Here is a 24807-nt window from a genome sequence, read left to right as displayed (position 1 = left end):
ACTTTGTGTTGATTAAAAAATCTAGTTGAGATGCGCTGTAATGAAATCTTTAACCTGATTTACATCCGCATTGATATTTTCTACGCGCTGTGGCTTTAATTTGATATCTTTAAACGCAGGCGGACACTCGGCAGGACGACCCAAGGCTTCTTGAATCGTTTCTTCAAACTTAATGGGCAAGGCCGTCTCCAGCACTAGCATCGGAATACCAGCTTGCAAGTGCTCACGCGCTACTTTGACACCATCAGCAGTATGAGTATCAATCATCACGCCATAACGTTTGTCGACATCACGAATCGTTTCTAAACGATTGGCATGATTACTGCGTCCAGATTGGAACCCATACTTGCCAAGCTCTTTGAAGATGGCATCTTGAGAGATATCGAAGCCACCAGTAGTATCGACTTGATTAAACATCGCAGCAGTCGCCTTGCCATCTTGACCCATAAAATCAAATACAAAACGCTCAAAGTTACTGGCCTTCGAGATATCCATTGAGGGACTAGAGGTATGCAAAGTCTCGGCAGATTTGCGCGCACGATAAACACCAGTGCGGAAGAACTCATCGAGTACATCGTTCTCATTTGTAGCGACGATCAAATGCTCAATCGGTAACCCCATCATGCGAGCGATATGACCAGCGCAAACATTACCGAAGTTGCCAGAGGGCACAGTAAAGGAGACTTTTTCAGAGCTAGCGTTGGTTGCTAGTAGATAGCCTTGGAAGTAATACACCACCTGCGCAACAACGCGCCCCCAATTGATGGAGTTCACGGTGCCAATTTGCTGATGAGCTTTAAAAACAAGGTCGTTACTCACCGCCTTAACAATATCCTGGCAGTCATCAAAGACTCCGGCTACTGCTAAGTTAAAAATATTGGGGTCCTGCAAAGAATACATTTGGGCAGATTGAAATGCGCTCATCTTGCCGCGCGGTGAAAGCATGAATACCTTCACGCCCTCTTTGCCACGCATTGCATATTCGGCAGCACTACCAGTATCGCCAGAAGTGGCACCCAAGATATTCAGTTTCTGGCTAGCACGCTTTAGCGCGTATTCAAAAAGATTGCCGAGTAACTGCATCGCCATATCTTTAAAGGCGAGAGTTGGGCCATTAGAGAGACTCAATAAGCCAATACGTGTGCCATGCTCTTCACCTAACCAATGCAAAGGCGTAATATCTTTTGCATTATCTTGTGGACGACCATTGCAATAGACTTGCTCGGTATAGGTTTTGCGCAGCAGTGCGCGCAAATCAGCCTCAGGAATATCGTCGCAATACAAACTCAACACCTCATAGGCTAGGTCTGCGTAAGATAAATCGCGCCATGAATCTAACTGCTCCGCAGTCACCTTTGGGTATTGCGTCGGCAAATACAGGCCGCCATCTGGCGCCAACCCACCTAACAAAATTTCTAAGAAGGATTGTTCTGGGCTATTGCCACGAGTAGATTGGTAACGCATAGATTAAATTAAGACAGATTTTCTAAACGAATCTTCACTACTTCACCAGCCACCGTCTTGAGATTCTGAATCTCTTTAATTGCGGCAAGCATGTTCTTCTCTTTGGTTTCGTGAGTTAAGGCCACTAAGTCAGTCTGACTTTCACCTTCATCAGCTTCTTTTTGCAAGAGCGCATCAATAGAAACGCCATGGGAAGCCAAGATCTTCGTAATATCAGCGAGCACACCTGCCTGATCAGCAACGCGCATACGTAAGTAGTAGCTGGTCGTGATCTCGCCAATCGGTAATATAGGCGTGTTTTGGACTGCATCTGGTTGGAACGCCAAGTATGGAACACGATGTTCAGGATCTGCACTTAATAAACGAGTGATATCAACCAGGTCGGCAATTACTGCAGAAGCGGTTGGCTCTGAACCAGCACCTTTACCGTAGTAGAGGGTAGTGCCAACAGCATCGCCAAATACTTGGACCGCATTCATGGCTCCCTCTACGTTTGCAATTAAACGCTTAGCAGGAATTAAAGTGGGATGCACACGTAACTCGACGCCCGTTGGTGTTTTCTTAGCAATACCGAGTAGCTTGATGCGATAACCCAATTGCTCAGCATAACGAATATCAATCGCCGCTAGCTTAGTAATACCTTCAACATGTGCCTTATCAAATTGCATTGGAATACCAAATGCAATTGCACTCATGATGGTTGCTTTATGAGCAGCATCAATACCTTCAATATCGAAGGTTGGATCTGCTTCTGCGTAACCTAAGCGTTGCGCCTCTTTGAGAACGGTTTCAAAGTCCAAGCCTTTGTCCCGCATTTCAGAAAGAATGAAATTGGTAGTACCGTTGATGATGCCTGCAATCCATTCAATACGATTGGCCGTTAAGCCTTCACGCAAAGCTTTAATAATCGGAATACCGCCAGCAACTGCTGCCTCAAATGCAACCATCACACCCTTGGCGTGCGCTGCTTTAAAAATCTCATTGCCATGAACCGCAATTAAAGCCTTGTTAGCCGTTACCACGTGTTTGCCAGCTGCAATTGCCTCTAAAACCAAGTCCTTAGCGATGCCATAGCCGCCAATCAGCTCAACTACGATATCAATCTCTGGGTTATTGATCACGGCACGAGCATCGTTGACGATCTGCGCACGATCTTTCACGATCTCTTTGGCGCGCTCTACATTTAGATCAGCAACAGTATGAATGCGAATGCCACGACCGGCACGACGAGTGATTTCGTCTTGGTTGCGCTCTAGAACAGTGAATACACCACCGCCTACGGTGCCAATACCTAATAGACCTACTTGAATCGGTTTCATGATGCCTTTGCAGCGGTTGAAGAAGCCTTACGACCATGCTTATTGCGATAACGCTCCAGAAAACGCGCGAGGCGACCAATCGCCTCCGTGAGCACATCTTCATGAGGTAAGAACACTACGCGGAAGTGATCAGGTTTACCCCAGTTAAAACCGGAACCCTGTACTAACAATACCTTTTCCTCTTTAAGAAGATCGGCAACAAACTGTTGATCATCTTTAATGGGATAAACCTCAGAATCCAACTTCGGAAATAAATACAGAGCTGACTTGGGTTTTACGCAAGTGACGCCAGGAATTTCTGTGATGAGTTTCCAAGCAAGATCGCGCTGCTTTGCAAGCCGACCGCCTTCGCTCACTAAGTCATTAATACTTTGATATCCGCCTAATGCAGTTTGAATTGCGTATTGGCCTGGTACATTTGCACACAAGCGCATCGAGGCCAACATATTGAGACCTTCGATATAGTCCCGCACCATTTCTTTATCACCAGAAACTACCATCCAGCCTGCGCGGTAGCCACATGAGCGGTAGTTCTTAGATAGCCCGTTAAAAGTAATGATGACAACATCATGAGACAGGGATGCAAGCGAGATATGTTTCTCACCGTCGTACAACATCTTGTCGTAAATCTCATCAGCAAACAAAATTAAACCGTGCTCGCGAGCAATTTGCGTCAACTCAAGCAACACTTCTTTAGAATAAATCGCACCAGTTGGATTATTTGGGTTAATGACCACAATCGCTTTAGTACGATGGGTAATTTTTTTGCGCAGATCATTTAAGTCTGGCGCCCAATCTTTTGACTCATCACACAGATAATGAACGGGTGTGCCGCTGGATAAACTCACAGCAGCAGTCCATAGTGGGTAGTCTGGCGTAGGCACCAACACTTCGTCGCCATCATTCAGAAGGGCGTTCATGGAAAGTACGATGAGCTCAGACACACCGTTACCGGTATAAACATCATCTAATGCCACGCCCTGAATACCCTTTTCTTGGCAGTACTGCATGATGGCCTTACGTGCCGCAAAAATACCTTTGGAATCAGAATAAGCAGAGGCATTACTCAAATTGCGGATCATGTCCAACTGAATCTCTTCGGGAGGATCGAAACCGAAAACCCCGACGTTTCCGATGTTTAATTTGATGATTTTGTGACCTTCTTCCTCCATGCGCTGAGCAAGCTCGAGCACTGGACCACGAATGTCGTAACAGACGTTATCGAGTTTTTGGGACTTTAGGATGGGTTTCACAATAAATTAAAGGGTAAGTTCTTGAAATCTTAGAAAAAACAGCTAGCTATAATCCACATAATTATGACAGAGAGTCCACTTGAAGCTTCAATCTGACCCCCATTCTGGAGGCAATTCGATTACCGGCTATGGCGATGGCTACGTAGAGATCAACAAGGTCCCATATGCCCATGCGGTCTTATTGAGCTCAGACGGGGCTATTTCAGAGTGGCCCGCAAAGTCCTTTGATGACCTAGAAGCCAGCCATTTCACCCAAATGGTCGATCTCAAGCCTGAATTGATTCTCATTGGGACCGGCAGTCGCCAACACTTTCCTAAGCCAGAACTCCTAAAAGCCCTGATTCAAGCCAAAATTGGCTTTGAAATCATGGATTCTCAAGCTGCCTGTCGTACTTACAACATCTTGGTAGGCGAAGGGCGTCAAGTCCTCTTAGCCTTGATCGTGGAGCCGACTTAATGCAGTTTGGGCAAATTCGGCAATCTTCTGCCCTGCACCCCAGCAAAATGTTGCTGTTAATACTCATTTATGCCCTGCTCTGGTTTGGCACTCTGAACTATCGCCACCTCATTCCATCCGATGAAGGACGTTATGCAGAAATCGCCAGAGAGATGTTGGTCACTGGTGATTGGGTAACACCGCGCTACAACGGCTACAAGTATTTTGAGAAACCGCCACTCCAAGCTTGGGCAACTGCAGCAGCATTTAAAGTATTTGGTATTGGCGATTGGCAAGCGAGGCTCTGGACAGCACTCACTGGATTTCTGACCATTCTCGCCATTGGCTTTACTGGCGCTCGCATCTTTAATACGAGAGCAGGTTGGTTGGCTGCAGTCGTTTTAGCATCAAGTCCAATGTGGATCATTAGCGGCCACTTCAATTCTCTCGACATGGGGCTCTCTTCTTTTTTAGTGGCGGCGCTTTGCAGCTTATTGCTGGCACAAACTGCTCAGAGTAAATCCAGTTGTCGCAATTGGATGTGGGCTTGCTGGGTGTTTATGGCACTGGCTACCTTATCAAAAGGCGTGATTGGCGCAGCCATCCCAGCCATGGTTTTTATCGCCTACTCTGTTAGCACTTGGGATTGGAAAATTTGGACTCGCTTACGTTTGTTTAGTGGGTTGATTTTGTTCTTAGCTATTACAGCACCTTGGTTTATTTTGGTGGCACAACGTAATCCCGAGTTCCTAGAATTTTTCTTTATTCACGAACACCTACAACGATTTACACAGGATGCCCATAGTAGAACTGGTCCCATCTATTACTTCGTACCACTGCTATTAATCGGCATACTTCCTTGGGTATTACAAATCCCCGGGGCACTGACACAGGCTTGGCAAGAACGCAGACGAGAGTTCTCCAGCGGATGGTTACTGGTGTGCTGGTTTGTAGTGATCTTTGCGTTCTTCAGCGTGTCCCGCTCCAAGCTTCCTGGTTATATCATCCCGATCTTTCCTGCACTAGCCCTATTGATTGGTAATCGCTTAGATCGTTTATTAGGTCAAACGAACTCCATGGCAATCCCTTGGAAATTACAAACCCTTGGATTTGCTCTGCTGGGTTGTATAGGCTTTTTCTTCTTATCAGAAATTAGCAAGCAAGCAAGGCCTGATGAAATTGAATCCTATGCGCAATATACCCAATGGGTCATTGCTGCATTAGTTGCGCTCATTATCTTTAGCTCGTATGCAGCTCTGCAATCTAAACGCAATGGCATCCAAAGCATTGTGAGTTTTGCCTGTGGCTTTTTCTTGTGCGCCATCATCGCTGGAACTGGTCATGAAACTTTGGGGCGTGCAGTATCAGGCATTGATCTCGTTAACCGCGTCAAAATATCTATTCCAGAAAAAGTCAATTTCTACTCTGTGCGCCTACTAGATCACACTGTGCCGTTTTATCTTGGTAGAACTATGATCATGGTCGAATCACCTGATGAGCTGGAATTTGGTGTTAATCAAGAACCTGATCTGTGGATGCCGACCCTCGATGCTTTCATTACTCGTTGGAAAGAAGATCAAACCGCCTATGCACTGATGGTTCCCGAGCAATATATTGCCCTGCAGGACTTAAAGATACCGATGCAAGAAGTAGATCGTGATTCTCGTCGAGTGATTGTCAAACATCCAGAAACTACAAGTAGCTCGCAGCAATCAAAGTAATATAAGCATTATGGCAAACACTGCACCTACTTTTACTCCCGAATTTATTCCGTTTACGCGCCCCAGCTTTAATCAAGAAACGATTGATGCCGTTGCTGAGGTATTGCGCTCGGGGTGGGTAACCTCGGGACCAAAGTTAGCGGAGTTCGAAGCAGCCCTCAGCGACTACTTTGGTGGTCGCCCGGTGCGTTGTTTTGCTAATGGCACGGCAACTATGAAGATTGCATTGCAAGTGGCTGGTATTGGCGAGGGCGATGAAGTAATTACCACACCGATATCTTGGGTAGCCACTTCGAATGTGATTTTAAGTGTTGGTGCCAAACCAGTCTTTGTGGATATTGATCCTGTTACCCGCAATATTGATCTCAATAAAGTAGCTACTGCAATCACTCCCAAGACTCGCGCCATCATGCCAGTGTATTTGGCTGGCTTACCAGTTGATATGGATCAGCTCTACGCATTAGCCAAGCAATACAAGCTGCGCGTGATTGAAGATGCTGCACAAGCGTTTGGATCGCAATGGAAAGGCAAGAAGATTGGTAGCTTTGGTGATCTAGTGAGCTTTAGTTTCCAAGCCAATAAGAATCTCAGTACGGTTGAAGGTGGTTGTCTTGTACTCAATAATGCAGATGAAACCAAGCTTGCTGAAAAGTTTCGTCTACAGGGTTTAACTCGTCAAGGCATGGATGGCATGGATGTGGATGTGTTGGGCGGCAAAGATAATTTGACCGACGTTAATGCGGTCATTGGCTTACAACAACTCAAACAATTGCCAGCTTATCAAACACGTCGCGCTACACTTGCACATCAATACTTTGATGTGATCCGTACCGAACTCAAATCTGCAGACCTGGATCATCTTAAGTTAGAGCTTCCAGTTGAAAATTTCACAGAGAGTAATTGGCACATGTATCAAGTAGTGCTGCCACTAGATCAACTCAATTGTGATCGCGCCCAAGTCATGATGGAATTAAAAGCCCTCGGCATTGGCACTGGTGTGCACTACCCTGCCATCACCGGCTTTACTCTGTACAAAGATCAAGGCTATAAAACGAGTGATACTCCTATTGCAGAACGTATTGGTCGCTCTATTCTCACTCTCCCGCTATTTCCTGGAATGGCTGATGAGGATATTCGTCGTATAGCCAGTGGATTAGTCGGAATCCTCAAGAAACACCGTAAAAACTAGTCTTATTGGGTTAAATCCCCAGAATCAGGCAAAATTGCAGCATGACCGCAAATTTAGCTGCCAATCCAAAACTCAGCATCGTTATTCCCGTTTACAACGAAGAAGACGGTCTTCAGGCTTTATTTGATCGCCTTTATCCTGCATTAGATGCGCTCGCTACCAAACGCAATGTTGCATATGAGATTGTTTTTGTAAACGATGGCAGTAAGGATCGCTCAGCAGGGATTCTGGCTAGACAAGTGGAGTTGCGTCCTGACGTTACACGTGCAGTGTTATTTCATAGCAACTTTGGCCAGCACATGGCCATCATGGCTGGTTTTGAATACGCGAAAGGTGAACACATCATCACCTTGGATGCAGATTTACAAAATCCTCCCGAAGAAATTGATGCGCTCACTGAGCAATTGCTAAAGGGTCATGATTACGTCGGCACTATTCGTGCAGATCGTCGCGATAGCTTCTTCAGAAAATTTGCCTCACGCGCGATGAATCGTTTACGTGAAAATATTACCCGTATCACAATGACCGATCAGGGCTGCATGCTGCGGGGCTATAGCCGTCGCATCGTTGATCTCGTTCGTCAATGTGACGAGAACAATACCTTTATTCCTGCGCTGGCTTATACCTTTGCTGCCAACCCCATTGAAATAAGCGTCAAGCATGAAGAGCGCTTCGCTGGTGAATCCAAATACAGCCTCTATCAACTGATTCGCTTGAACTTTGATTTGGTTACTGGCTTTTCTATCATGCCCTTGCAGATCTTCTCGATTCTGGGCATGTTACTGTCGCTCGCTGCCGGCAGCTTGTTTGCATACCTATTGGTGCGTCGCTTTGTTTTAGGTGCCGAGGTTGAGGGTGTCTTCACCCTCTTTGCACTCACTTTCTTCTTAATTGGTGTAATGCTCTTTGGCCTTGGTCTTTTGGGTGAATATATTGGCCGCATCTATCAGCAGATCCGTAATCGCCCACGTTATGTTGTGCAAACCGTTTTAGAGAAAAAATAATTGCACGCTGTCGTATTCGCATATCACGATGTTGGCGTTAATTGCCTCAAAGCACTTCTTAATGCGGGTATCCAAGTTGATCTGGTAGTTACTCACGAAGACGACCCCAATGAGAATGTCTGGTTCGCTAGCGTCGCCAAACTCTGTACTGAAAAAAACATTCCTTACATCACGCCAAGTGCTAGCGAGTTAAATGATTTAACTCCTAAGCTTCAAGCGCTATCGCCTGACTATATCTTTTCCTTCTACTACCGCCATATGATTCCGGCGCAAATTTTGGCTTGCGCCAAGATTGCCGCACTCAATATGCATGGCTCATTACTGCCGAAGTACCGAGGTCGAGCTCCAGTCAATTGGGCAATCTTGCATGGTGAGACAGAAACTGGTGCCACCCTCCATGTCATGGAAGTCAAACCAGATGCTGGTGACATTGTTGGACAAGCAAAGGTCAGCATTGGTCCAGACGAAACCGCGACAGATGTCTTTGGTAAAGTCAGTGAAGCTGCTGTAGCAGTGATCAACCAAGTTCTGCCAGAGCTCCTCCAAGGCAAAGTTCCCTGCAAGCCCAATGAACTCCAAAAAGGCAGTTATTTTGGCGGCAGAAAGCCTGCTGATGGGCAAATTCACTGGAATCAGAGTGCACAGCAAGTCCATAACCTCGTGAGAGCCGTTGCACCCCCCTATCCAGGCGCCTTTACTAAGCACAATGGCGCAACCATGATCCTAGCCCGCACTAGCCTGAAAGGCCCCTTTCCAGCCAAGCTCGATCTTAGGGATACTGGTATCCAAGTGGTTGATAATCGGGTATTCGGCATTTGTGGCGACCACCAAGCAGTTGAAGTCTTGGAATGGTTTCCAGCAAACAAATAAGCATTAAATACAAATTAGATTGAAACGAGGCAGTAGAGATGAAAAAAGTACTCATTCTTGGTGTTAACGGTTTTATCGGTCACCACCTTTCCAAACGCATTCTGGAGACAACCGATTGGGATGTCTATGGCATGGATATGCAGAATGATCGCCTGGGTGATTTGATCAATCACCCTCGCATGCACTTCTTTGAAGGTGATATCACCATCAATAAAGAGTGGGTTGAATATCACATTCGCAAATGCGACGTTATCCTCCCTTTGGTTGCGATTGCTACACCGGCAACTTACGTACAACAACCACTTAAAGTATTTGAGCTCGACTTCGAAGCCAACCTGCCGATCGTGCGCTCTGCTGTTAAATATAAAAAGCATCTGGTCTTCCCATCGACCTCTGAGGTTTATGGCATGTGTGAAGACGGCGAATTTGATCCGTCTCAATCAAATATGGTTTACGGTCCAATCAATAAACCCCGCTGGATCTATGCTTGCTCCAAGCAATTGATGGATCGCGTGATTTGGGGTTACGGTATGGAAGGCTTGCGCTTTACCCTCTTCCGCCCATTTAACTGGATTGGTCCTGGACTCGACAGTATCTACACACCAAAAGAAGGCTCCTCCCGCGTAGTGACTCAGTTCTTGGGTCACATCGTGCGTGGCGAACCTATTAATCTAGTAGATGGTGGCGCACAGAAACGTGCTTTTACTTATATTGATGATGGTATCGACGCACTCATGCGCATCATCGCCAATAAAGATGATGTTGCTAATGGCAAGATCTACAACATTGGCAACCCAAAGAACAATCACTCTGTCCGTGAATTAGCAAATCAAATGCTCGAGATTGCCCGTAGCATCCCTGAGTACGCCAAAACAGCGAATAACGTCAAGATAGTGGAAACAACCTCTGGAGCATATTACGGCGAAGGCTATCAAGATGTTCAGAACCGCGTACCAGCGATTGACAACACTATGGGTGAATTGGGTTGGAAACCGACTACGCCAATGGCAGATGCCCTCAAGAATATTTTTGAAGCTTATCGTCAAGACGTGGAAAAAGCCCGCTCTTTAGTCGACAAAGAATAATCAGAACTAGATTCAAGGATTCATGGCTAAGATTGCTCTCAAGGTTGATGTTGATACCTTACGTGGCACCAAAGAAGGTGCCCCTAATCTAGCTAGAACCCTTGAGCGTTTTGGCTTAAAGGCCACCTTCCTATTTAGCCTTGGACCAGATCATACTGGCTGGGCCTTAATAAGAGTTTTTCGCCCCGGCTTTCTAAAAAAAGTGAGTCGTACTTCTGTCGTAGAGCACTACGGCATTAAAACTCTGCTCTATGGCGTTCTTCTTCCTGGCCCAGACATTGGTAAAAAAGCAGCTGCAGAAATGCGCGCAATTGATCAAGCTGGACATGAAACTGGTATACACACTTGGGACCACGTTGCATGGCAAGATGCTGTGCGCAATCAAGACTCCGGATGGACTAAGGCGATGATGCAAAAAAGCTGGGATCGCTTTGTCGAGATCTTTGGTCACGCTCCAGTAACCTATGGTGCAGCAGGCTGGCAAATGAACGAAGCCGCTTTTGAGCAGCTGGATCAATGGGGGATTACATATTCCTCTGACGGAAGAGCAGAGCCGAACTTGATACCGTATCGCCTAGGACTTACTTCAGGTAAGGCAAAACATGTGCAGTACCCGACCACGCTACCGACTTTTGATGAACTCATCGGGATCGATGATGCCGATGAGTTTGGGGCTGTCAAAAAACTCCTTGAAATTACCCAAAGCAATCCCAATGACCAAGTCTTCACACTGCATGCAGAATTAGAGGGTCAGAAGCTACTACCAGCGTTTGAGCAACTATTGGCTGGATGGCTCAATCAAGGTCATGACCTAGTCACCATGGGCGAGTTACACCAATCCTGGAAAGCCACCAATCAACTGGATAAAATAGCGGTGTTGCCACTCACCTGGGGTGAGATACCCAATCGAAGTGGCGAACTGATTATTCAGCATCATTAAGCAAGTAAAACTAAGAGACAAATTACAAAGGATCATCATGACAGTAGCTATCGGCCAAGCAATCCCAACATGCGCTATTCCGGCGACATCAAACCTCACTTTTTCTCCGGCATCCGCTAAAGGGAAAAAATTGGTTCTCTACTTTTATCCAAAAGATATGACGCCAGGCTGCACTGCCGAGTCGGGTGAGTTTCGCGACAATATCGAAGCCTTTACTAAAGCAAATACCTTGGTGGTTGGCGTCTCTCGCGATAGTCTCAAGTCGCATGACAATTTCCGTAGCAAGTTACAACTGCCATTTGAACTAGTTGCCGATACCGAAGAAAAGCTCTGTCAACTCTTTGGAGTCATCAAGATGAAGAATATGTATGGCAAACAGGTCCGCGGAATTGAGCGCAGCACCTTCCTATTTGACTCTACTGGGACGTTAGTAAAAGAGTGGCGCGGCCTGAAGGTTCCTGGTCATGTGACAGAGGTATTACAAGCGGCTCAAGCTACCAAATAATTTTTGCAACAATTTGTTCTCGGGTGCTTGCAAAGCCCAAAATTTGGGGTAAAGTGAAGTCATATGCACCGTAAACGACGGGAAAGTCTGACAATCCGTTTGAATCAGAAACCTGAGCATCTGAAGTCAGGTTCGGGGAGCAACCCCCTCCGTTTTTTTGAAGTCCTTGCAACTAGTTTCGTAATAAACCGTCAACGCACTCCGCTTGGCGGTTTTTTCTTTTAGGAGAGCCTGCATGCCATTGCCACCCATCCCAACTCAAATTGCTGATCAAGTGAAGCTCAGTCGGAAAGATACTCCCGACTTAAAGAAGCGCCCAGCTCCAGCAAAACCAGTGGTGGTAGAAACCTCTGATTGGGTAAACGATGTCGAGGAAGATTTATCTGCAGCAGAAGTAGCTCTGGAAAAAATTAAAGCAGACCGCAGCCCCACCCGAAATGAAAATCATGTAGCAACTCCTGCAAAACCAAAACGTGTCATTCGTACAGGACCCCCAAGTTTATTTGTACTCGATACCAACGTCTTGATGCATGATCCAAGTTCTTTATTCCGCTTCTCGGAGCATGACCTTTTCTTACCTATGACCACTCTGGAAGAGTTGGACAATCATAAAAAAGGAATGACCGAAGTAGCCCGCAATGCACGTACTGTCAGCCGCTCTCTCGATCAGTTGGTTGCCGGTACTAGCGGCACCTTAGATGACGGTATCCCGCTCAACAAACTTGGCAACCAAGATGTTTCCGGACGCCTGTATTTCCAAACCAAACTTGCTACTCAAGCTTTGCCAGAGGGACTGCCCGAAGGTAAGGGTGACAACATGATTTTGGCTGTGGTTAGCGAACTTCAAAAAACGCGCAATGGTCAAGAAGTAGTCTTGGTATCCAAAGACATCAACATGCGTATAAAGGCGCGTGCTTTGGGCTTGCCCGCTGAAGATTATTTCAACGACCAGGTACTTGAAGATCGTGACTTAATGTACTCAGGCGTCATGTCATTGCCTGCAGACTTCTGGCCAAAGCATGGCAAAGATATGGAAAGCTGGTCTGATTCAAAATCAGGCACGATGTTCTATAGAGTTACTGGACCATCTGTACCAAGCATGCTAGTCAATCAATTTGTTTATCAAGAAAATCCAGACGGCTCTACACCGTTCTATGCCCACGTTCGAGAAATCAATGGCAGAACTGCTCTCTTGCAAACCCTCAGAGACTTTTCCCACCAGAAGAACAATGTATGGAGTGTTACTGCACGTAATCGCGAGCAAAACTTTGCGATGAACTTGCTAATGAACCCTGATGTAGATTTTGTGACGCTCCTAGGGCAAGCTGGTACCGGTAAAACCTTGTTAGCTCTAGCAGCAGGCCTTGAGCAAGTCCTAGATAGCAAACGTTATAACGAGATCATCATTACCCGCGCCACCGTTCCCGTTGGCGAAGATATCGGCTTCTTGCCTGGTACCGAGGAAGAGAAAATGCAACCTTGGATGGGTGCCTTTGATGACAATCTAGAAGTGTTGCAACGTAACGATGATGCTGGTGAGTGGGGTCGTGCTGCTACTCAAGAGCTCATTCGCTCACGAATTAAAGTCAAGAGCATGAACTTCATGCGCGGTAGAACCTTTGTAAGTAAATTTGTGATCATCGATGAAGCGCAAAACTTAACACCAAAGCAAATGAAAACCCTCGTAACGCGTGCGGGCCCAGGAACGAAGATTGTTTGCCTAGGTAATATTGCACAGATTGATACACCTTACTTGACGGAAGGTTCATCTGGTCTTACTTATGTCGTTGACCGTTTTAAAGGTTGGCGCCATGGCGGCCATGTGACCCTAGCGCGCGGCGAGCGCTCACGTCTTGCGGATCATGCTGCCGACGCGCTCTAAGCAAACCCGGTCATGCCGCACTCTCATTGGGTGCGGCATTTTTATTTGTTCGATCCTGGCATTATCGGGATGCAGTACATTCAGCAGTAAAGCAGGCCCATCAAAAGTGGCGCAATTCAAACAAGACACTAGTGTCGGCACCGAGGATATCTCTATTGCAGCCGTAGGCTTAGTAGATGTTCCCTATCGTTATGGGGGCAATACGCCCAAGGGTGGCTTTGATTGCAGCGGCCTCATTGTTTATGTTTATAACAAAGCGGCGGATATTAAATTACCCCGCACCATCCAACAAATGAGTACTCAAGGCAGGAGTGTTGAGAACCAACCACCAGCACCAGGTGACTTAGTGTTTTTCAATACCACCGGTGAAAAATACTCGCACGCTGGCATCTATGTGGGGCAAGGAAGGTTTGTGCATGCGCCAAGCGCAGGTGGCACTGTAAGGCTTGACTACATTACCGCACCCTATTGGGCTGCTAAGTTTACTGAGGCTCGTCGGATAGCACCCTAAGCTCTCTATCCCTATAGGGTAAATAGCATTTACCCTATATTTCCCAATAGCTTAATTTTGATTAGAGTATCGTTTTAAGAAAGTCATTCATTGAAGTATTCACAAAAGGGGTCACTATGAAGAAAATCGTCATCGCTTTAAGCATCGCATTGAGTTTTACACTTCCCACCTATGCTTTTGCCGATCAGGCAGCCTGTGAAGCAAAAGCTGTGAGCAAGGATGGTAAGCCTTTATATGGCGCCGCTAAAGATGCCTCCATTAAAAAATGTATGGGCGATGCAAAACCCAATGATTGTGAAGCAAAAGCGGTCAGCAAGGATGGTAAGCCACTATATGGCGCTGCTAAAGCTGCTTCCATTAAGAAATGTGAAGGTGGAAAATAAGTAATTCGGTTGAGCGCACTGCCTCAGTAAAAAAGCCTCGCAATGCGAGGCTTTTTGATGTGTTCATTCTTCATCGATATTTTAGAACGGCTCATAACCGCCAGAAGAGTAGCCGATAGATCCCATCGCTAAGTTATCGAACTTGGTATACGGGCCTTGCCAGCTCAATCTGACTGTACCAATTGGCCCGTTACGCTGCTTGCCGATAATGATCTCAGCCATACCTTTATCGGTCGTAGTATCAGGGTGATACACCTCATCACGATAAATAAACATAATCAAGTCAGCATCTTGCTCGATCGCGCCTGACTCGCGCAGGTCAGACATGATTGGGCGCTTGTTAGGACGTTGCTCCAAACCACGATTTAACTGTGAGAGCGCCACTACTGGACACTGCAATTCTTTTGCAAGCGATTTAAGGGAGCGGGAGATTTCTGAGATCTCAGTTGCGCGGTTCTCTGAACCGGAGCCACTCATCAACTGCAAGTAGTCAATCACTACTAAACCAAGAGTGCCGCCAAAGTTTCTGGCAATTCGGCGCGCGCGCGTGCGCAACTCTAGACTTGATAAGGAGCCAGTCTCATCAATCAAAATTTGTGTATTACTTAACCGGGCAATTGCATCAGTCACGCGTGGCCACTCATCATCTTGCAGCTTACCGGTACGCATACGACCTTGATCAACGCGCCCTACTGAACCGAGGAGGCGTGATGCCAATTGTTCACCTGACATCTCCATCGAGAACACGACCACAGGCAAACCTTCTGCGAGAGCAACATTCTCGGCAATATTCAATGCAAAAGCCGTCTTACCCATCGAAGGCCTTCCGGCAACAATGACTAAGTCACCTTTTTGTAGACCACTGGTTTGCTTATCCAAATCAATAAAGCCTGTGGCAATACCAGTGATGTCGCTACCACCTTGGCGGTTGTATAGCTCGTCAATACGTGCCACAACCGAGCGTAAGAGTGGTTCGATCTCGAGGTAGTCTGCTTTGCGACTACCTTCTTCACCGATTTGCAAAATACGAGCCTCTGCCTCATCCAACAGCGTTCTCACTGGACGGCCCTCTGTAACAAAAGCAGAGTTCACAATACTGTCTGAAACCTCAATTAAGCGACGCAGAATGCTGCGGTCACGAACGATGTCGGCGTAGCCTTTAATGTTCGCCGCACTCGGTGTGTTCTGCGCTAATGAATTGAGGTAATCAACGCTAACCAAATCGCCACCCTGCTCAGACTTAATTGCATCATGAACAGTAATGACGTCGGCGGGATGGTTGTCGCTAACTAAACGTGCAATGACTTTATAAATCAATGCATGCTCAGGGCGATAGAAATCTTTATCGTTTAAGACCCCACCCAGGTTGTCCCAAGAGGAGTTATCGATCAGTAGACCGCCGAGCAATGATTGCTCGGCTTCTACAGAATGCGGCGGAACTTTTAAGGCCTGCACGACTGCATCCCCAGAACCCATCATGCTGGGATTCAGCGTCACGGAACGTGAACGGGATTCAGCCATGAGGCTAGCGAAGTTCCTAAAGCCTGAGTTTTAAAACTTAAGCTTGTTCGCCAACTACACGAATCGTGATGTCAGCCACTACGTCGGTATGTACAGCAACCGCAACAGGATGATCACCAACCATTTTCAATGGGCCAGTTGGCATACGAATTGAAGCCTTCTCAATCGTGAAGCCTTTCGCTTTCAATGCATCAGCGATGTCATGGTTAGTTACAGAACCAAACAAACGACCGTCAACGCCTGCTTTTTGACCGATTTCGAGAACCAAGTCTTTGAGCTTCACGCCAACTGCTTGGGCAGCAGCCAATTTCTCAGCAGCCAATTTTTCTAACTCGGCACGACGTATTGCAAAATCAGCGATTGCTGCTTCAGTTGCACGACGAGCTTTACGTTGCGGGATTAGGAAGTTACGAGCGAAACCGTCTTTAACGCGAACGACGTCACCGAGGTTGCCCAAGTTGGTTACTTTTTCTAAAAGAATAATTTGCATTGAGGGCTCCCAATTATTTTCTATGTTGATCGGAGAATGGCAGCAAAGCCAAGAAACGAGCACGCTTGATAGCAGTGTCTAACTGACGCTGATACTTTGCTTTTGTGCCTGTCAAACGAGCAGGAGTGATCTTGGCGTTTTCACCAATGAAGTCCTTCAATGTATCTACATCTTTGTAGTCGATTTGCTCAACGCCACCAACAGTGAAACGGCAATAACGCTTACGCTTGAACAATGGGTTCTGAGCTGGTTTCTTTTTGAAATCGGGTTTCTTTCCAAACGCCATGATGATTTCCTCTTTAATTTTTCAATTGAATATGGGTAATATGGAAAACAAGTCTTTGATTACGTAGAGTCTTTGGTGCTAAGAATCCTTCAAACACTGCCTCAACTCCTAAATCCATTCGCTCTAGATCCTTTTGTATGGGACCAATTGCTATGGCTTCAACGCTCATCTGAATTTTCCTTGCCACTCCTACCTCGTTCGCTTCGCCACGATGTTCTAGCTGGCAATGCATCACTGGTATTCCTGCAGGTGTAAATCGAATCGCGTCTTTAGAAACTAAGATTGCAGTGAGAGTGAAATGATTCAACGCCGCCCCGCTTCTCTAATACGTTTTCTAGTCTGTGTATTCCTCTTCAAATTTCTAACTTAGGCTACCGCTGCAGGAGCGTCAGCTTGAGCTGATTTGCGAGCTTCTTCACGTTGCACTTCTTTCATCATGATGGAAGGCTCTGTTTCAGCTTTCTTAGTCTTGATAATGAGGTGACGCAAAACAGCATCGTTAAATTTGAACGCATGCTCAAGTTCTTCCAGAGTTTTCTGGTCGCACTCAATGTTCATGCAAACGTAGTGGGCTTTAGCAAGCTTGTCGATCATGTAAGCCATCTGACGACGACCCCAGTCTTCCATACGATGAATTTTGCCGCCCGCAGCTGCTAATGTAGCTTTGTAACGATCGATCATCGCTGGCACTTGCTCGCTTTGGTCCGGATGGACGATAAAGACGATTTCATAATGACGCATCAAACACTCCTTTAGGATTAAGTCACCTGGGCGTCTGCCAATTTCTGATGGTTTTGAAATTGGCGCCAGTGTGACAAGGTAGTAACAAATTGTAAGTACTGCTCACAACACTTTTTAAGTCCTCACCTAAATTCAGGCAAGACCGCTATTCTAGCAAAAAAATCCTGCCAAGTCAGGGATTTAGGGTTTGCTTTGTGATCTTTTTCAGCATTTAAAGCCAGCTGCAGTGCAATCCTCGCTCTGGGAGCAGAAAGAACCCCTGCCAGTTCACAAGAAAGCTCATCTTTTGAGGCTACAGTTGCCCCGGCACCAGTTCGGGACGTTCTGACCAAAGCGATGCCCTGCATTTGAGCCTTTTTCAAAGGCTCAAGCCAAGTTTTATGAAAACCACCTAAACCAGTCCCAGCCAAAACCAAGCCCTGGACACCTGTGCCAACAAGCGCCTCAATTGTCTGCCCCCGCGCTCCAGCGTGACTAGTCAGAATATCTACCCAAGGCCAAACCTCAGGAATGGGCAAATCCTCAACTGAGGCAGCCTGAATTGCCTTGACCCTAGAAAGCCAAGAGGGGTTTATCAAGCCTATAGGGCTGTTGGGCGAGTCCATCAGTGGCGCATTTAACGCCGAACTATGGCGTTTAGCCAAATCCCGTGCCAAGCAAACTTTGCCAGCAAATACTGCAAATACCCCTCCAGGACAGTTTTCAGGTGCGGTTGATGTCCATTTCAAGGCATCCAAGAGGTTTGCTGGACCATCTGCTTGAGGTGCATTTGCAGGCAACATGGCGCCGACTAAGACCAGCCTTTTGCCTAATTTTTCAGCAAGCCTGCCACAGGTAGCATGTAAGAAAAACCCAGTTTCTTCAATGGTGTCGGTGCCATGAGTAATCACTACACCTTTTACAGCAGGATTTTGAAGAGATTCTTTAACTGTATTGCCTATCAGGGTGAGTAAATCCTCACTAAGATCACGACTATCGATATTGGCCAGCTGTTGAGAGACTATTTTTACAGCATCTGGAATACTTTCTTGAATCTTTTCCAAGAGGGTCTCAATACCAACTTGGCCCGATTGATATGCAGTTGGATTGGCAGGATCAGAGGCTAAACCAGCAATGGTTCCACCTACCCCCAAAACCAAAATATGGGGGATATTTTCAGTATTACCATGGATCGAGTTCATATCCCATTATCTCCCTAAATTACTTGAATTATCAAAAAGTGCTGTATACAATCCCAGTATGGACATAAATACAGTCGATTATCTAGAGGAGCTAACTGCCCTCCCCAAACTCACTGCACGCCAGAGTGAGATATTGGAACTGATCACCAAAGCAATTGATGAGAGTGGTTTGCCGCCGACTCGCGCAGAGATTGCCACGCAATTAGGATTTGCATCTGCAAATGCTGCTGAAGAGCATCTTCGCGCACTCGCAAAAAAAGGCTATATTGAACTAACGCCAGGAACATCGCGCGGTATTCGCATCCCCCAACGCTTTCATCAAGCACAACACTCAAACAAATATCGTCAATTGTCATTACCATCTGGCGCATTACAGCAACTCACGCTTCCACTCATTGGTCGCGTTGCTGCAGGTTCACCGATCATGGCAGTTGAGCACATTGAGAAACAAGTCCCAATTGATCCAAGTTTATTTAGCAAAGGCGCTGATTACTTATTAAAAGTAAAAGGGATGAGCATGCGCGATGCGGGCATTTTGGATGGCGACTATTTAGCTGTCAGAAAAACCACCGAAGTACGTAACGGCGATATCGTTGTTGCACGTCTTGATGATGAAGTCACTGTCAAACGCTGGCAGCAAAAGAAAACAGCTAACGGCATGGTGATTGAGTTGCAAGCAGAAAATCCAGACTTCAAAAATATTGTGGTCGATAGTCGTCAACCGAACTTCGCAATTGAAGGTCAAGCGGTAGGCCTCATCAGGGCTGAAGGCTTGTAAGCCCATTCCTCCATAAGAAAAGGCCTCCAGTGGAGGCCTTTTTATTTCCTGCAGATTTCTTAATGACTGCTTGCTACTTGATTACCGCTTGCTTGGCGCCACGACATTGGCATTCTTTGGAGATGAAGTAATCGTAATCAAGGTTTTTGGTCCAGTCAAAGGACCTTCATTTAATTCGACGGTAGCAGTGCGATCACCTTTAGTAAAGACCAAAATGCTGGTTTTAGACTTTACTGCACTGACTGTTGTCCAACCGGCTCGAGGGTATTCTGACTGGAAAAAGGCATAAATATCAGTTGGGGTTTGCACGCCAGACAGAACAACACGACCTACCCAGTTATCACCCCGCCCAATAATCAACGACTCCCCGCCAATAATTTTTGATGCAGCAGGCAAAGGCATATCGCCCAAGAGCTGAGTCTGAACTTCTTGCACTTCCTGTTGCGTTCCAGTTGGTGAGTCGCCAGAGCTAGCGCAAGCAGCCAGCAATGCTGTCATGAACAATGTGAGAGCGCTCAATTTAAGAGTGTGAATTTTGATCATTTTTCGCTTTAAAAAAGTGATGTGACTTTCTGGAACAGACTGAAAGTATTTTAGGTGCTCCACCTATTTCGTCAAGCGAAATTACTGGAGGCGCGTGAGGGAATCGAACCCCCGTACGAAGCTTTGCAGGCTCCTGCCTAACCACTCGGCCAACGCGCCATATGCCTGAATCAAAAATGGGAAGCTTTTGAGGGCTTCCCATCGAACTTGGAGCGGGAAAGGAGGTTCGAACTCCCGACCTATACCTTGGCAAGGTATCGCTCTACCAGCTGAGCTATTCCCGCATAACAGGGCGATAGTTTAACAAACAATCAAAAAGAAAGCATTATTCCAAGTGATCCAGCAGAGTCTCAGAATTGATCCTACCCGCAAAGCTATACCAGGTGGTGTCTAGATGGAATTAGTCGATTTTTCCTGCAAGTTGCGGCAGGGCTTTTTTCAAGTAATAAAACATCGACCAAAGCGTCAAGAATGCCGCAACCCAAATGAGCCAAGTTCCGACTCTGGCGCAATCTAACCACCCAAACAAAGTGTCATTGAGCAGCAAAAAAGGAATTGCCACCAATTGAGCTGTTGTTTTTAATTTACCAACCATATGTACCGCAACGCTCTTGCCAGCACCCAATAAAGCCATCCATTCTCGCAAAGCAGAGATCGTGATTTCTCGACCAATGATCACTAAGGCAACCCATACCTGAACACGATCCATATTCAAAAGAACAAGTAATGCCGCCGCAACAATTAATTTATCGGCAACTGGATCCAAGAACTGGCCAAAGGCAGATTCTTGTTTTAAACGGCGCGCAAGAAATCCATCCAACCAATCGGTAATTGCCGCTGAGATAAAGATAATCGCTGCAATCAAGTTCTTCTCAAATGGCGTAAACCAATCACTCGGAAGATAGAAAATTGCCACCAGCAATGGAATTGCTGCAACACGCAACCAGGTAAGGGCAATGGGGAGATTGAACGGCATTAGATAAGCATAAACTAAATATGGCAGGCAACCGCTAGTGTAATTGGCGGTAAATTTGCTCTGCCAAGGTGAGTGACACCCCTTCTACGCTAGCAATTTCTTCTATGCTGGCATTAGCCACACCCTTGAGACCGCCAAAACGAGCCAACAGCTTTTGGCGTCGCTTAGCGCCAATACCTTCAATCTCCTCCAAACGAGAAACTGTTCTTGCCTTAGCTCGCTTAGCCCGCATGCCGGTAATGGCAAAACGATGCGCCTCATCTCGAATCTGTGCAACTAGCAAAAGTGCGGCGCTATCAATACCGAGCTCTAAGGATTCGCGGTCATCTGCAAAAATCAGTGTTTCTAAGCCAACTTTGCGACCCTCTCCTTTGGCAACACCCACAATCAAGCCCACATCCATACCAAATTCTGAAAGCACCTGCCTTGCCATCTCTACTTGCCCTTTACCACCATCAATCAAAATGACCTGAGGCATTTTTTCTGGAGGAAGTTCTTGGAAGTTAGCATAACGCCTTTGCAAAACTTGACGCATCGCTGCATAGTCATCACCCGGTGTGATGCCATTGATATTGAAACGTCGATACTCGCCTGATTGCATGGCATTCTTCGCATACACCACGCACGAAGCTTGAGTTGCTTCACCTGAGGTATGGCTGATGTCAAAACATTCAATTCGTAAATGCTCTAGACCCTCGAGATCCAAACCTAAAATATCAACCAAAGCCCTTGCTCTAGCTAACTGCCCACCGGTTTCAACTAAGCGCTTCGTTAAAGCGATCTTGGCGTTACCTTCGGCCATCGCTAACCAATGACGACGTTGACCTTGGGGTTGATGTAAGAAGGTAATTTTTTTACCGGCTTGTGCATTTAATAAATCGTGTAGATCTTCGGGAGGTGCTTCATTAGATTGGCTGACATCGTCGCTTAATGATTGCAGAGGGTGATTCAAGACCAAAACAGGTGGCATTAAATTGACTGTTGCGCTGGCCGCACTCTCGCTAGCGACATCCTCTAAATAATGCTGAGCAATAAAGGCTTCTAATATTTCTGCAGGGGGCGGAAGTTCTCCAGAAGCAGTGCGCAAACCTTTAGGGAAATAAGGTCTATCGCCCAGATGACGCCCACCACGCACCATGGCGAGGTTCACACAAATCATACCTTCCATTTGTGCGACAGCAATGATGTCAACATCGCCCTCACCTTCGGCAACGGTATCCATTGCCTGTTGTTGCAGCACGCTAGAAAGATCTGCAATCCGATCACGCAGTACTGCAGCCATTTCGAATTCCATGGCGTCGCTATGCGCATGCATTTCCTTTTCCAGCTCCGCAAGTACCCGACTATGGTCGCCCTCTAAAAATCGTGTTGCTTGCGCCACGTCTTGACCATATTGCTCGACACTAAGACGACCCACACAAGGAGCACTACAACGATGAATCTGATGCAAGAGACAGGGGCGGCTGCGATTCTTAAAAACGGAATCTTCACAAGTCCTCAAGCGAAAGACTTTCTGCAAAATTTGCACACTATTACGCACTGCCCAGCTATTGGGAAAAGGTCCAAAGTAATGATTGCGTTTATCCACCTTGCCACGATAAGAAGCCAAGCGCGGGAATTGATGCCCCGTTAACATCACATACGGGTAGGACTTGTCATCCCGAAACAAGATATTGAATGGCGGAGCCAACTCTTTGATGAGATTGTTCTCTAAAATGAGGGCTTCAGTTTCTGTCCGTGTTACTGTTGTTTCATAGCGAGCGATTTTCCCTACCATCAACGCTATTCGCGGTGACAGCTGTTTGCTTTGAAAATAACTAGTTACACGCTTCTTAAGATTGCGAGCTTTGCCGACATATAAGATGCTCCCCGCCTCATCAAAGAAGCGATATACCCCCGGCAATCCGGGTAGCCGTTTAACATCCTGCTGAAGGGTTTCAAAAAGCGAATTACTCATGCGTTGGGATATTTTCTGCCAAATCGTAGACAACTATGGTGATGCCGGTGTTTGCTGGCGTCTAGCCCGAAGCTTATCAAGCCTTCATGGCCAAGAGATACGCATTTTTTGCGATGACCTACCAACCCTCAATTTACTCGCTTCTGGCGTAGATCCTGTAATTAAGCAAAAAATAGATCTTCAATCTTGGGAAGCCAGCTTTAGTAATGCAAGGCATCCTGTACAAACTCCCGATGTCATCATCGAAGCCTTTGGCTGTGAATTACCTGAGCGTTACCTTACTGGTGTGTTTATTGCCCCCATCAAGCCCATCATCATCAATCTCGAATATCTCAGCGCTGAACCCTGGATTACGGACTTTCATGCAAAAGCATCACCACAATCCCATGGCATACCTAAGTATTTTTTCTTCCCGGGATTTCAGGATGAAGTCGGCGGAATATTGGTTGACCCTCTGCCACCAGAAGGCACGTCTGTTGCCAACAAAATTCCGCAGGATTTAAAGGGGGCTTGGTCTAAGCTGCGAAGTGATACAAAACGCATTAGCATCTTTTGCTACCCAGGAGTGCCTTTACGCAAGTGGCTAGAAGATCTTGGCTCACTGGGTGAGAATATCGATGTCTTACTAACGCATGGTCATGCTGAGCTCCTAAATCTTTATGGAGAGCAGCCCATTCAACTGCCTGCCAATCTGCAATTAATCTCCATGCCTTTTGTATCGCAAGATGAATTTGACTGGGTACTATCGCAATGTGATTTCAATATCGTTCGTGGTGAGGATTCTTTTGTGCGCGCGCAATTAGCAGGCAAACCATTTATATGGCACATATACCCACAAGAGGATCGCGCCCATGAAGTCAAATTAGCCGCCTTTTTAGATCTCTACCTTGAAATGGCTAATCAAGAATTACGTCTTGCAACCATTGCAGCCATGACTTGGGCAATGCCGAGCGAATGGTTCCATATGCTCGATACTTGGAATACCCATTCTCAAGCATGGCGCACCCAATTACTCAAAAACCAAGGGGATGGAGGCTTAGCAGCCCGTCTATTAAGGTTCGTAGCCTAAGACCAAGCAATAAAGGCTTGCGGGCGGTTACAATCTTGTTTTTGATAAAAACCGCAGAATAATTACTCTGCACCCAGGAATAGCAAGATGAAAACAGCACAAGAACTCCGCGTTGGTAACGTCGTTATGATTGGCACGGATGCCATGGTCGTTTTAAAGGCCGAATACAGCCGCTCTGGCCGCAACTCTTCAGTTGTAAAAATGAAATTTAAGAACTTGTTAACCGGTGCGCCAAATGAAGGCGTTTATAAAGCCGATGACAAATTCGATGTTGTCATCCTCGAGAAAAAAGATTGCACATATTCTTATTTCGCAGATCCAATGTATGTCTTCATGGATGGCGACTATAACCAGTATGAAGTTGAAGCTGAGTTCATGGGCGATGCATTGAACTATCTTGAAGAAAGCATGCCCTGTGAAGTAGTTTTCTACGAAGGTAAAGCACTCTCAGTAGCAATGCCTAACTCGCTCGTTCGTGAAATCATTTACACAGAACCTGCAGTGAAAGGCGATACCAGCTCCGGCAAAGTATTGAAGAACGCAAAACTGGCTACTGGCTATGAATTGCAAGTTCCATTGTTCTGCAACACTGGGGATAAGATCGAGATCGATACTCGTACTGGTGAATATCGTAGCCGCGCTAACTAAGCAAAAACTGAGTAGCAAACGCTCAAACAAAAGCCCGGCATGCCGGGCTTTTTGC

Annotated in this window: 25 protein-coding genes, 2 tRNA genes and 1 pseudogene; 14 read left to right on the top strand and 14 right to left on the bottom strand. The window is 46.4% G+C overall.

Translation table 11 applies throughout. From position 1 onward, the window contains the following. Positions 1 to 21: 21 nt before the first annotated feature. The 3 genes from thrC to ICN21_RS09255 are packed head-to-tail and all read right to left on the bottom strand — an operon-like array spanning position 22 to position 4036. Positions 22 to 1464 carry a threonine synthase gene (thrC, locus tag ICN21_RS09265; protein WP_216178202.1) on the bottom strand — a complete coding sequence of 481 codons (1443 nt, stop codon included), beginning with the start codon at positions 1462 to 1464 and terminating at the stop codon, positions 22 to 24. 8 nt (positions 1465 to 1472) lie between these two features. Then, positions 1473 to 2783 (bottom strand): homoserine dehydrogenase, encoded by a 1311-nt coding sequence (locus ICN21_RS09260; protein WP_215296452.1) that lies wholly within the window; start codon positions 2781 to 2783, stop codon positions 1473 to 1475. Beyond that, positions 2780 to 4036 carry an aminotransferase class I/II-fold pyridoxal phosphate-dependent enzyme gene (locus ICN21_RS09255; protein ID WP_216178201.1) on the bottom strand — a complete coding sequence of 419 codons (1257 nt, stop codon included), beginning with the start codon at positions 4034 to 4036 and terminating at the stop codon, positions 2780 to 2782. The genes ICN21_RS09260 and ICN21_RS09255 overlap by 4 nt, the downstream gene beginning before the upstream one ends. Positions 4037 to 4115: 79 nt before the next feature. Between ICN21_RS09255 and ICN21_RS09250 the strand changes: the two genes are divergently transcribed. From ICN21_RS09250 to ICN21_RS09200, 11 genes and pseudogenes are all read left to right on the top strand, one after another. Continuing rightward, on the top strand, positions 4116 to 4493 hold the full coding sequence (locus ICN21_RS09250; RefSeq protein ID WP_215319763.1) for an Mth938-like domain-containing protein: 378 nt from the start codon (positions 4116 to 4118) through the stop codon (positions 4491 to 4493). Beyond that, positions 4493 to 6193 carry a glycosyltransferase family 39 protein gene (locus ICN21_RS09245; RefSeq protein WP_216178200.1) on the top strand — a complete coding sequence of 567 codons (1701 nt, stop codon included), beginning with the start codon at positions 4493 to 4495 and terminating at the stop codon, positions 6191 to 6193. The genes ICN21_RS09250 and ICN21_RS09245 overlap by 1 nt, the downstream gene beginning before the upstream one ends. A gap of 10 nt (positions 6194 to 6203) precedes the next feature. Next, positions 6204 to 7382 (top strand): DegT/DnrJ/EryC1/StrS aminotransferase family protein, encoded by a 1179-nt coding sequence (locus tag ICN21_RS09240; protein WP_216178199.1) that lies wholly within the window; start codon positions 6204 to 6206, stop codon positions 7380 to 7382. Positions 7383 to 7423: 41 nt separating this feature from the next. Further along, positions 7424 to 8386, top strand: coding sequence for a glycosyltransferase (locus ICN21_RS09235; RefSeq protein ID WP_215296447.1), 963 nt, complete (start codon positions 7424 to 7426; stop codon positions 8384 to 8386). Next, the gene (locus ICN21_RS09230) at positions 8387 to 9256 is read left to right on the top strand and encodes a formyltransferase (RefSeq protein WP_216178198.1); all 870 of its coding nucleotides are present in this window, start codon (positions 8387 to 8389) and stop codon (positions 9254 to 9256) included. It begins immediately after the preceding gene. A 38-nt stretch (positions 9257 to 9294) separates the two neighbouring features. Beyond that, on the top strand, positions 9295 to 10341 hold the full coding sequence (locus tag ICN21_RS09225) for a bifunctional UDP-4-keto-pentose/UDP-xylose synthase (protein WP_216178197.1): 1047 nt from the start codon (positions 9295 to 9297) through the stop codon (positions 10339 to 10341). Between the two features lie 22 nt (positions 10342 to 10363). Then, positions 10364 to 11281: a polysaccharide deacetylase family protein gene (locus ICN21_RS09220; protein ID WP_216178196.1), complete on the top strand. Its 918-nt coding sequence runs from the start codon at positions 10364 to 10366 to the stop codon at positions 11279 to 11281. Positions 11282 to 11318: 37 nt separating this feature from the next. After that, positions 11319 to 11786, top strand: coding sequence for a peroxiredoxin (locus ICN21_RS09215; RefSeq protein WP_215296443.1), 468 nt, complete (start codon positions 11319 to 11321; stop codon positions 11784 to 11786). Between the two features lie 235 nt (positions 11787 to 12021). Beyond that, entirely contained in the window at positions 12022 to 13668 is a 1647-nt protein-coding gene (locus ICN21_RS09210; RefSeq protein WP_215296442.1) for a PhoH family protein, read from the top strand. Between the two features lie 106 nt (positions 13669 to 13774). Continuing rightward, positions 13775 to 14176, top strand: a pseudogene (locus tag ICN21_RS09205) (C40 family peptidase); the annotation flags it as partial. A 119-nt stretch (positions 14177 to 14295) separates the two neighbouring features. After that, a complete protein-coding gene (locus ICN21_RS09200) occupies positions 14296 to 14562 on the top strand; it encodes a hypothetical protein (RefSeq protein WP_215296440.1) in 267 nt (88 codons plus the stop codon). 81 nt (positions 14563 to 14643) lie between these two features. On the opposite strand, the gene dnaB is transcribed toward ICN21_RS09200, so the two are convergent. The 6 genes from dnaB to ICN21_RS09170 form a co-directional block, all read right to left on the bottom strand. Further along, positions 14644 to 16083, bottom strand: a complete 1440-nt coding sequence (gene dnaB, locus ICN21_RS09195; protein ID WP_370624082.1) for a replicative DNA helicase — start codon at positions 16081 to 16083, stop codon at positions 14644 to 14646. 37 nt (positions 16084 to 16120) lie between these two features. Then, entirely contained in the window at positions 16121 to 16573 is a 453-nt protein-coding gene (rplI, locus tag ICN21_RS09190; protein WP_215296439.1) for a 50S ribosomal protein L9, read from the bottom strand. 13 nt (positions 16574 to 16586) lie between these two features. Continuing rightward, positions 16587 to 16859 (bottom strand): 30S ribosomal protein S18, encoded by a 273-nt coding sequence (gene rpsR / locus ICN21_RS09185; RefSeq protein WP_215296438.1) that lies wholly within the window; start codon positions 16857 to 16859, stop codon positions 16587 to 16589. A gap of 13 nt (positions 16860 to 16872) precedes the next feature. After that, positions 16873 to 17166 carry a primosomal replication protein N gene (priB, locus tag ICN21_RS09180; RefSeq protein ID WP_215319753.1) on the bottom strand — a complete coding sequence of 98 codons (294 nt, stop codon included), beginning with the start codon at positions 17164 to 17166 and terminating at the stop codon, positions 16873 to 16875. A 59-nt stretch (positions 17167 to 17225) separates the two neighbouring features. Continuing rightward, complete coding sequence (rpsF, locus tag ICN21_RS09175; RefSeq protein WP_216124447.1) at positions 17226 to 17600, bottom strand: 30S ribosomal protein S6; 375 nt, start codon at positions 17598 to 17600, stop codon at positions 17226 to 17228. A gap of 122 nt (positions 17601 to 17722) precedes the next feature. Next, positions 17723 to 18781, bottom strand: coding sequence for an asparaginase (locus tag ICN21_RS09170; RefSeq protein WP_216178194.1), 1059 nt, complete (start codon positions 18779 to 18781; stop codon positions 17723 to 17725). Positions 18782 to 18839: 58 nt separating this feature from the next. Here ICN21_RS09170 and lexA point away from each other — a divergent pair, with 58 nt between their 5' ends. Then, on the top strand, positions 18840 to 19559 hold the full coding sequence (gene lexA / locus ICN21_RS09165) for a transcriptional repressor LexA (protein WP_215296434.1): 720 nt from the start codon (positions 18840 to 18842) through the stop codon (positions 19557 to 19559). A gap of 81 nt (positions 19560 to 19640) precedes the next feature. Here lexA and ICN21_RS09160 read toward each other — a convergent pair whose 3' ends face one another. The 5 genes from ICN21_RS09160 to uvrC all read right to left on the bottom strand — a co-directional run bounded on the left by ICN21_RS09160 (position 19641) and on the right by uvrC (position 23035). Then, positions 19641 to 20102 carry a hypothetical protein gene (locus ICN21_RS09160; RefSeq protein WP_216124450.1) on the bottom strand — a complete coding sequence of 154 codons (462 nt, stop codon included), beginning with the start codon at positions 20100 to 20102 and terminating at the stop codon, positions 19641 to 19643. 85 nt (positions 20103 to 20187) lie between these two features. After that, positions 20188 to 20261, bottom strand: a tRNA-Cys gene (locus ICN21_RS09155). Between the two features lie 49 nt (positions 20262 to 20310). After that, a tRNA-Gly gene (locus ICN21_RS09150) sits at positions 20311 to 20386 on the bottom strand. A 116-nt stretch (positions 20387 to 20502) separates the two neighbouring features. Next, positions 20503 to 21078, bottom strand: coding sequence for a CDP-diacylglycerol--glycerol-3-phosphate 3-phosphatidyltransferase (gene pgsA / locus ICN21_RS09145; protein ID WP_215296432.1), 576 nt, complete (start codon positions 21076 to 21078; stop codon positions 20503 to 20505). A 34-nt stretch (positions 21079 to 21112) separates the two neighbouring features. Then, a complete protein-coding gene (gene uvrC / locus ICN21_RS09140; RefSeq protein ID WP_216178193.1) occupies positions 21113 to 23035 on the bottom strand; it encodes an excinuclease ABC subunit UvrC in 1923 nt (640 codons plus the stop codon). Between uvrC and earP the strand changes: the two genes are divergently transcribed. Beyond that, positions 23034 to 24104: an elongation factor P maturation arginine rhamnosyltransferase EarP gene (earP, locus tag ICN21_RS09135; protein WP_216178192.1), complete on the top strand. Its 1071-nt coding sequence runs from the start codon at positions 23034 to 23036 to the stop codon at positions 24102 to 24104. The two genes, uvrC and earP, sit on opposite strands and share 2 nt — an antisense overlap. Before the next feature lie 87 nt (positions 24105 to 24191). Next, positions 24192 to 24752: an elongation factor P gene (gene efp, locus ICN21_RS09130; protein ID WP_215296429.1), complete on the top strand. Its 561-nt coding sequence runs from the start codon at positions 24192 to 24194 to the stop codon at positions 24750 to 24752. Positions 24753 to 24807 lie beyond the last annotated feature (55 nt).

It is taken from the genome of Polynucleobacter sp. AP-Feld-500C-C5 (assembly GCF_018882265.1).
In the GTDB taxonomy this organism is placed as follows: domain Bacteria; phylum Pseudomonadota; class Gammaproteobacteria; order Burkholderiales; family Burkholderiaceae; genus Polynucleobacter.
This window is presented reverse-complemented; position numbering and strand designations above follow the sequence as displayed.

Excerpts from the sequence above, each read along its gene's own strand:
- ICN21_RS09225 (WP_216178197.1), top strand. The coding sequence starts at position 9,295 with ATGAAAAAAGTACTCATTCTTGGTGTTAACGGTTTTATCGGTCACCAC.
- thrC (WP_216178202.1), bottom strand. The coding sequence starts at position 1,464 with ATGCGTTACCAATCTACTCGTGGCAATAGCCCAGAACAATCCTTCTTA.
- ICN21_RS09240 (WP_216178199.1), top strand. The coding sequence starts at position 6,204 with ATGGCAAACACTGCACCTACTTTTACTCCCGAATTTATTCCGTTTACG.
- pgsA (WP_215296432.1), bottom strand. The coding sequence starts at position 21,078 with ATGCCGTTCAATCTCCCCATTGCCCTTACCTGGTTGCGTGTTGCAGCA.
- lexA (WP_215296434.1), top strand. The coding sequence starts at position 18,840 with ATGGACATAAATACAGTCGATTATCTAGAGGAGCTAACTGCCCTCCCC.
- ICN21_RS09170 (WP_216178194.1), bottom strand. The coding sequence starts at position 18,781 with ATGAACTCGATCCATGGTAATACTGAAAATATCCCCCATATTTTGGTT.
- ICN21_RS09215 (WP_215296443.1), top strand. The coding sequence starts at position 11,319 with ATGACAGTAGCTATCGGCCAAGCAATCCCAACATGCGCTATTCCGGCG.
- ICN21_RS09235 (WP_215296447.1), top strand. The coding sequence starts at position 7,424 with ATGACCGCAAATTTAGCTGCCAATCCAAAACTCAGCATCGTTATTCCC.
- ICN21_RS09220 (WP_216178196.1), top strand. The coding sequence starts at position 10,364 with ATGGCTAAGATTGCTCTCAAGGTTGATGTTGATACCTTACGTGGCACC.
- ICN21_RS09260 (WP_215296452.1), bottom strand. The coding sequence starts at position 2,783 with ATGAAACCGATTCAAGTAGGTCTATTAGGTATTGGCACCGTAGGCGGT.
- ICN21_RS09210 (WP_215296442.1), top strand. The coding sequence starts at position 12,022 with ATGCCATTGCCACCCATCCCAACTCAAATTGCTGATCAAGTGAAGCTC.
- uvrC (WP_216178193.1), bottom strand. The coding sequence starts at position 23,035 with ATGAGTAATTCGCTTTTTGAAACCCTTCAGCAGGATGTTAAACGGCTA.
- ICN21_RS09200 (WP_215296440.1), top strand. The coding sequence starts at position 14,296 with ATGAAGAAAATCGTCATCGCTTTAAGCATCGCATTGAGTTTTACACTT.
- rpsR (WP_215296438.1), bottom strand. The coding sequence starts at position 16,859 with ATGGCGTTTGGAAAGAAACCCGATTTCAAAAAGAAACCAGCTCAGAAC.
- rpsF (WP_216124447.1), bottom strand. The coding sequence starts at position 17,600 with ATGCGTCATTATGAAATCGTCTTTATCGTCCATCCGGACCAAAGCGAG.
- dnaB (WP_370624082.1), bottom strand. The coding sequence starts at position 16,083 with ATGGCTGAATCCCGTTCACGTTCCGTGACGCTGAATCCCAGCATGATG.
- ICN21_RS09160 (WP_216124450.1), bottom strand. The coding sequence starts at position 20,102 with ATGATCAAAATTCACACTCTTAAATTGAGCGCTCTCACATTGTTCATG.
- rplI (WP_215296439.1), bottom strand. The coding sequence starts at position 16,573 with ATGCAAATTATTCTTTTAGAAAAAGTAACCAACTTGGGCAACCTCGGT.
- efp (WP_215296429.1), top strand. The coding sequence starts at position 24,192 with ATGAAAACAGCACAAGAACTCCGCGTTGGTAACGTCGTTATGATTGGC.
- earP (WP_216178192.1), top strand. The coding sequence starts at position 23,034 with ATGCGTTGGGATATTTTCTGCCAAATCGTAGACAACTATGGTGATGCC.
- ICN21_RS09245 (WP_216178200.1), top strand. The coding sequence starts at position 4,493 with ATGCAGTTTGGGCAAATTCGGCAATCTTCTGCCCTGCACCCCAGCAAA.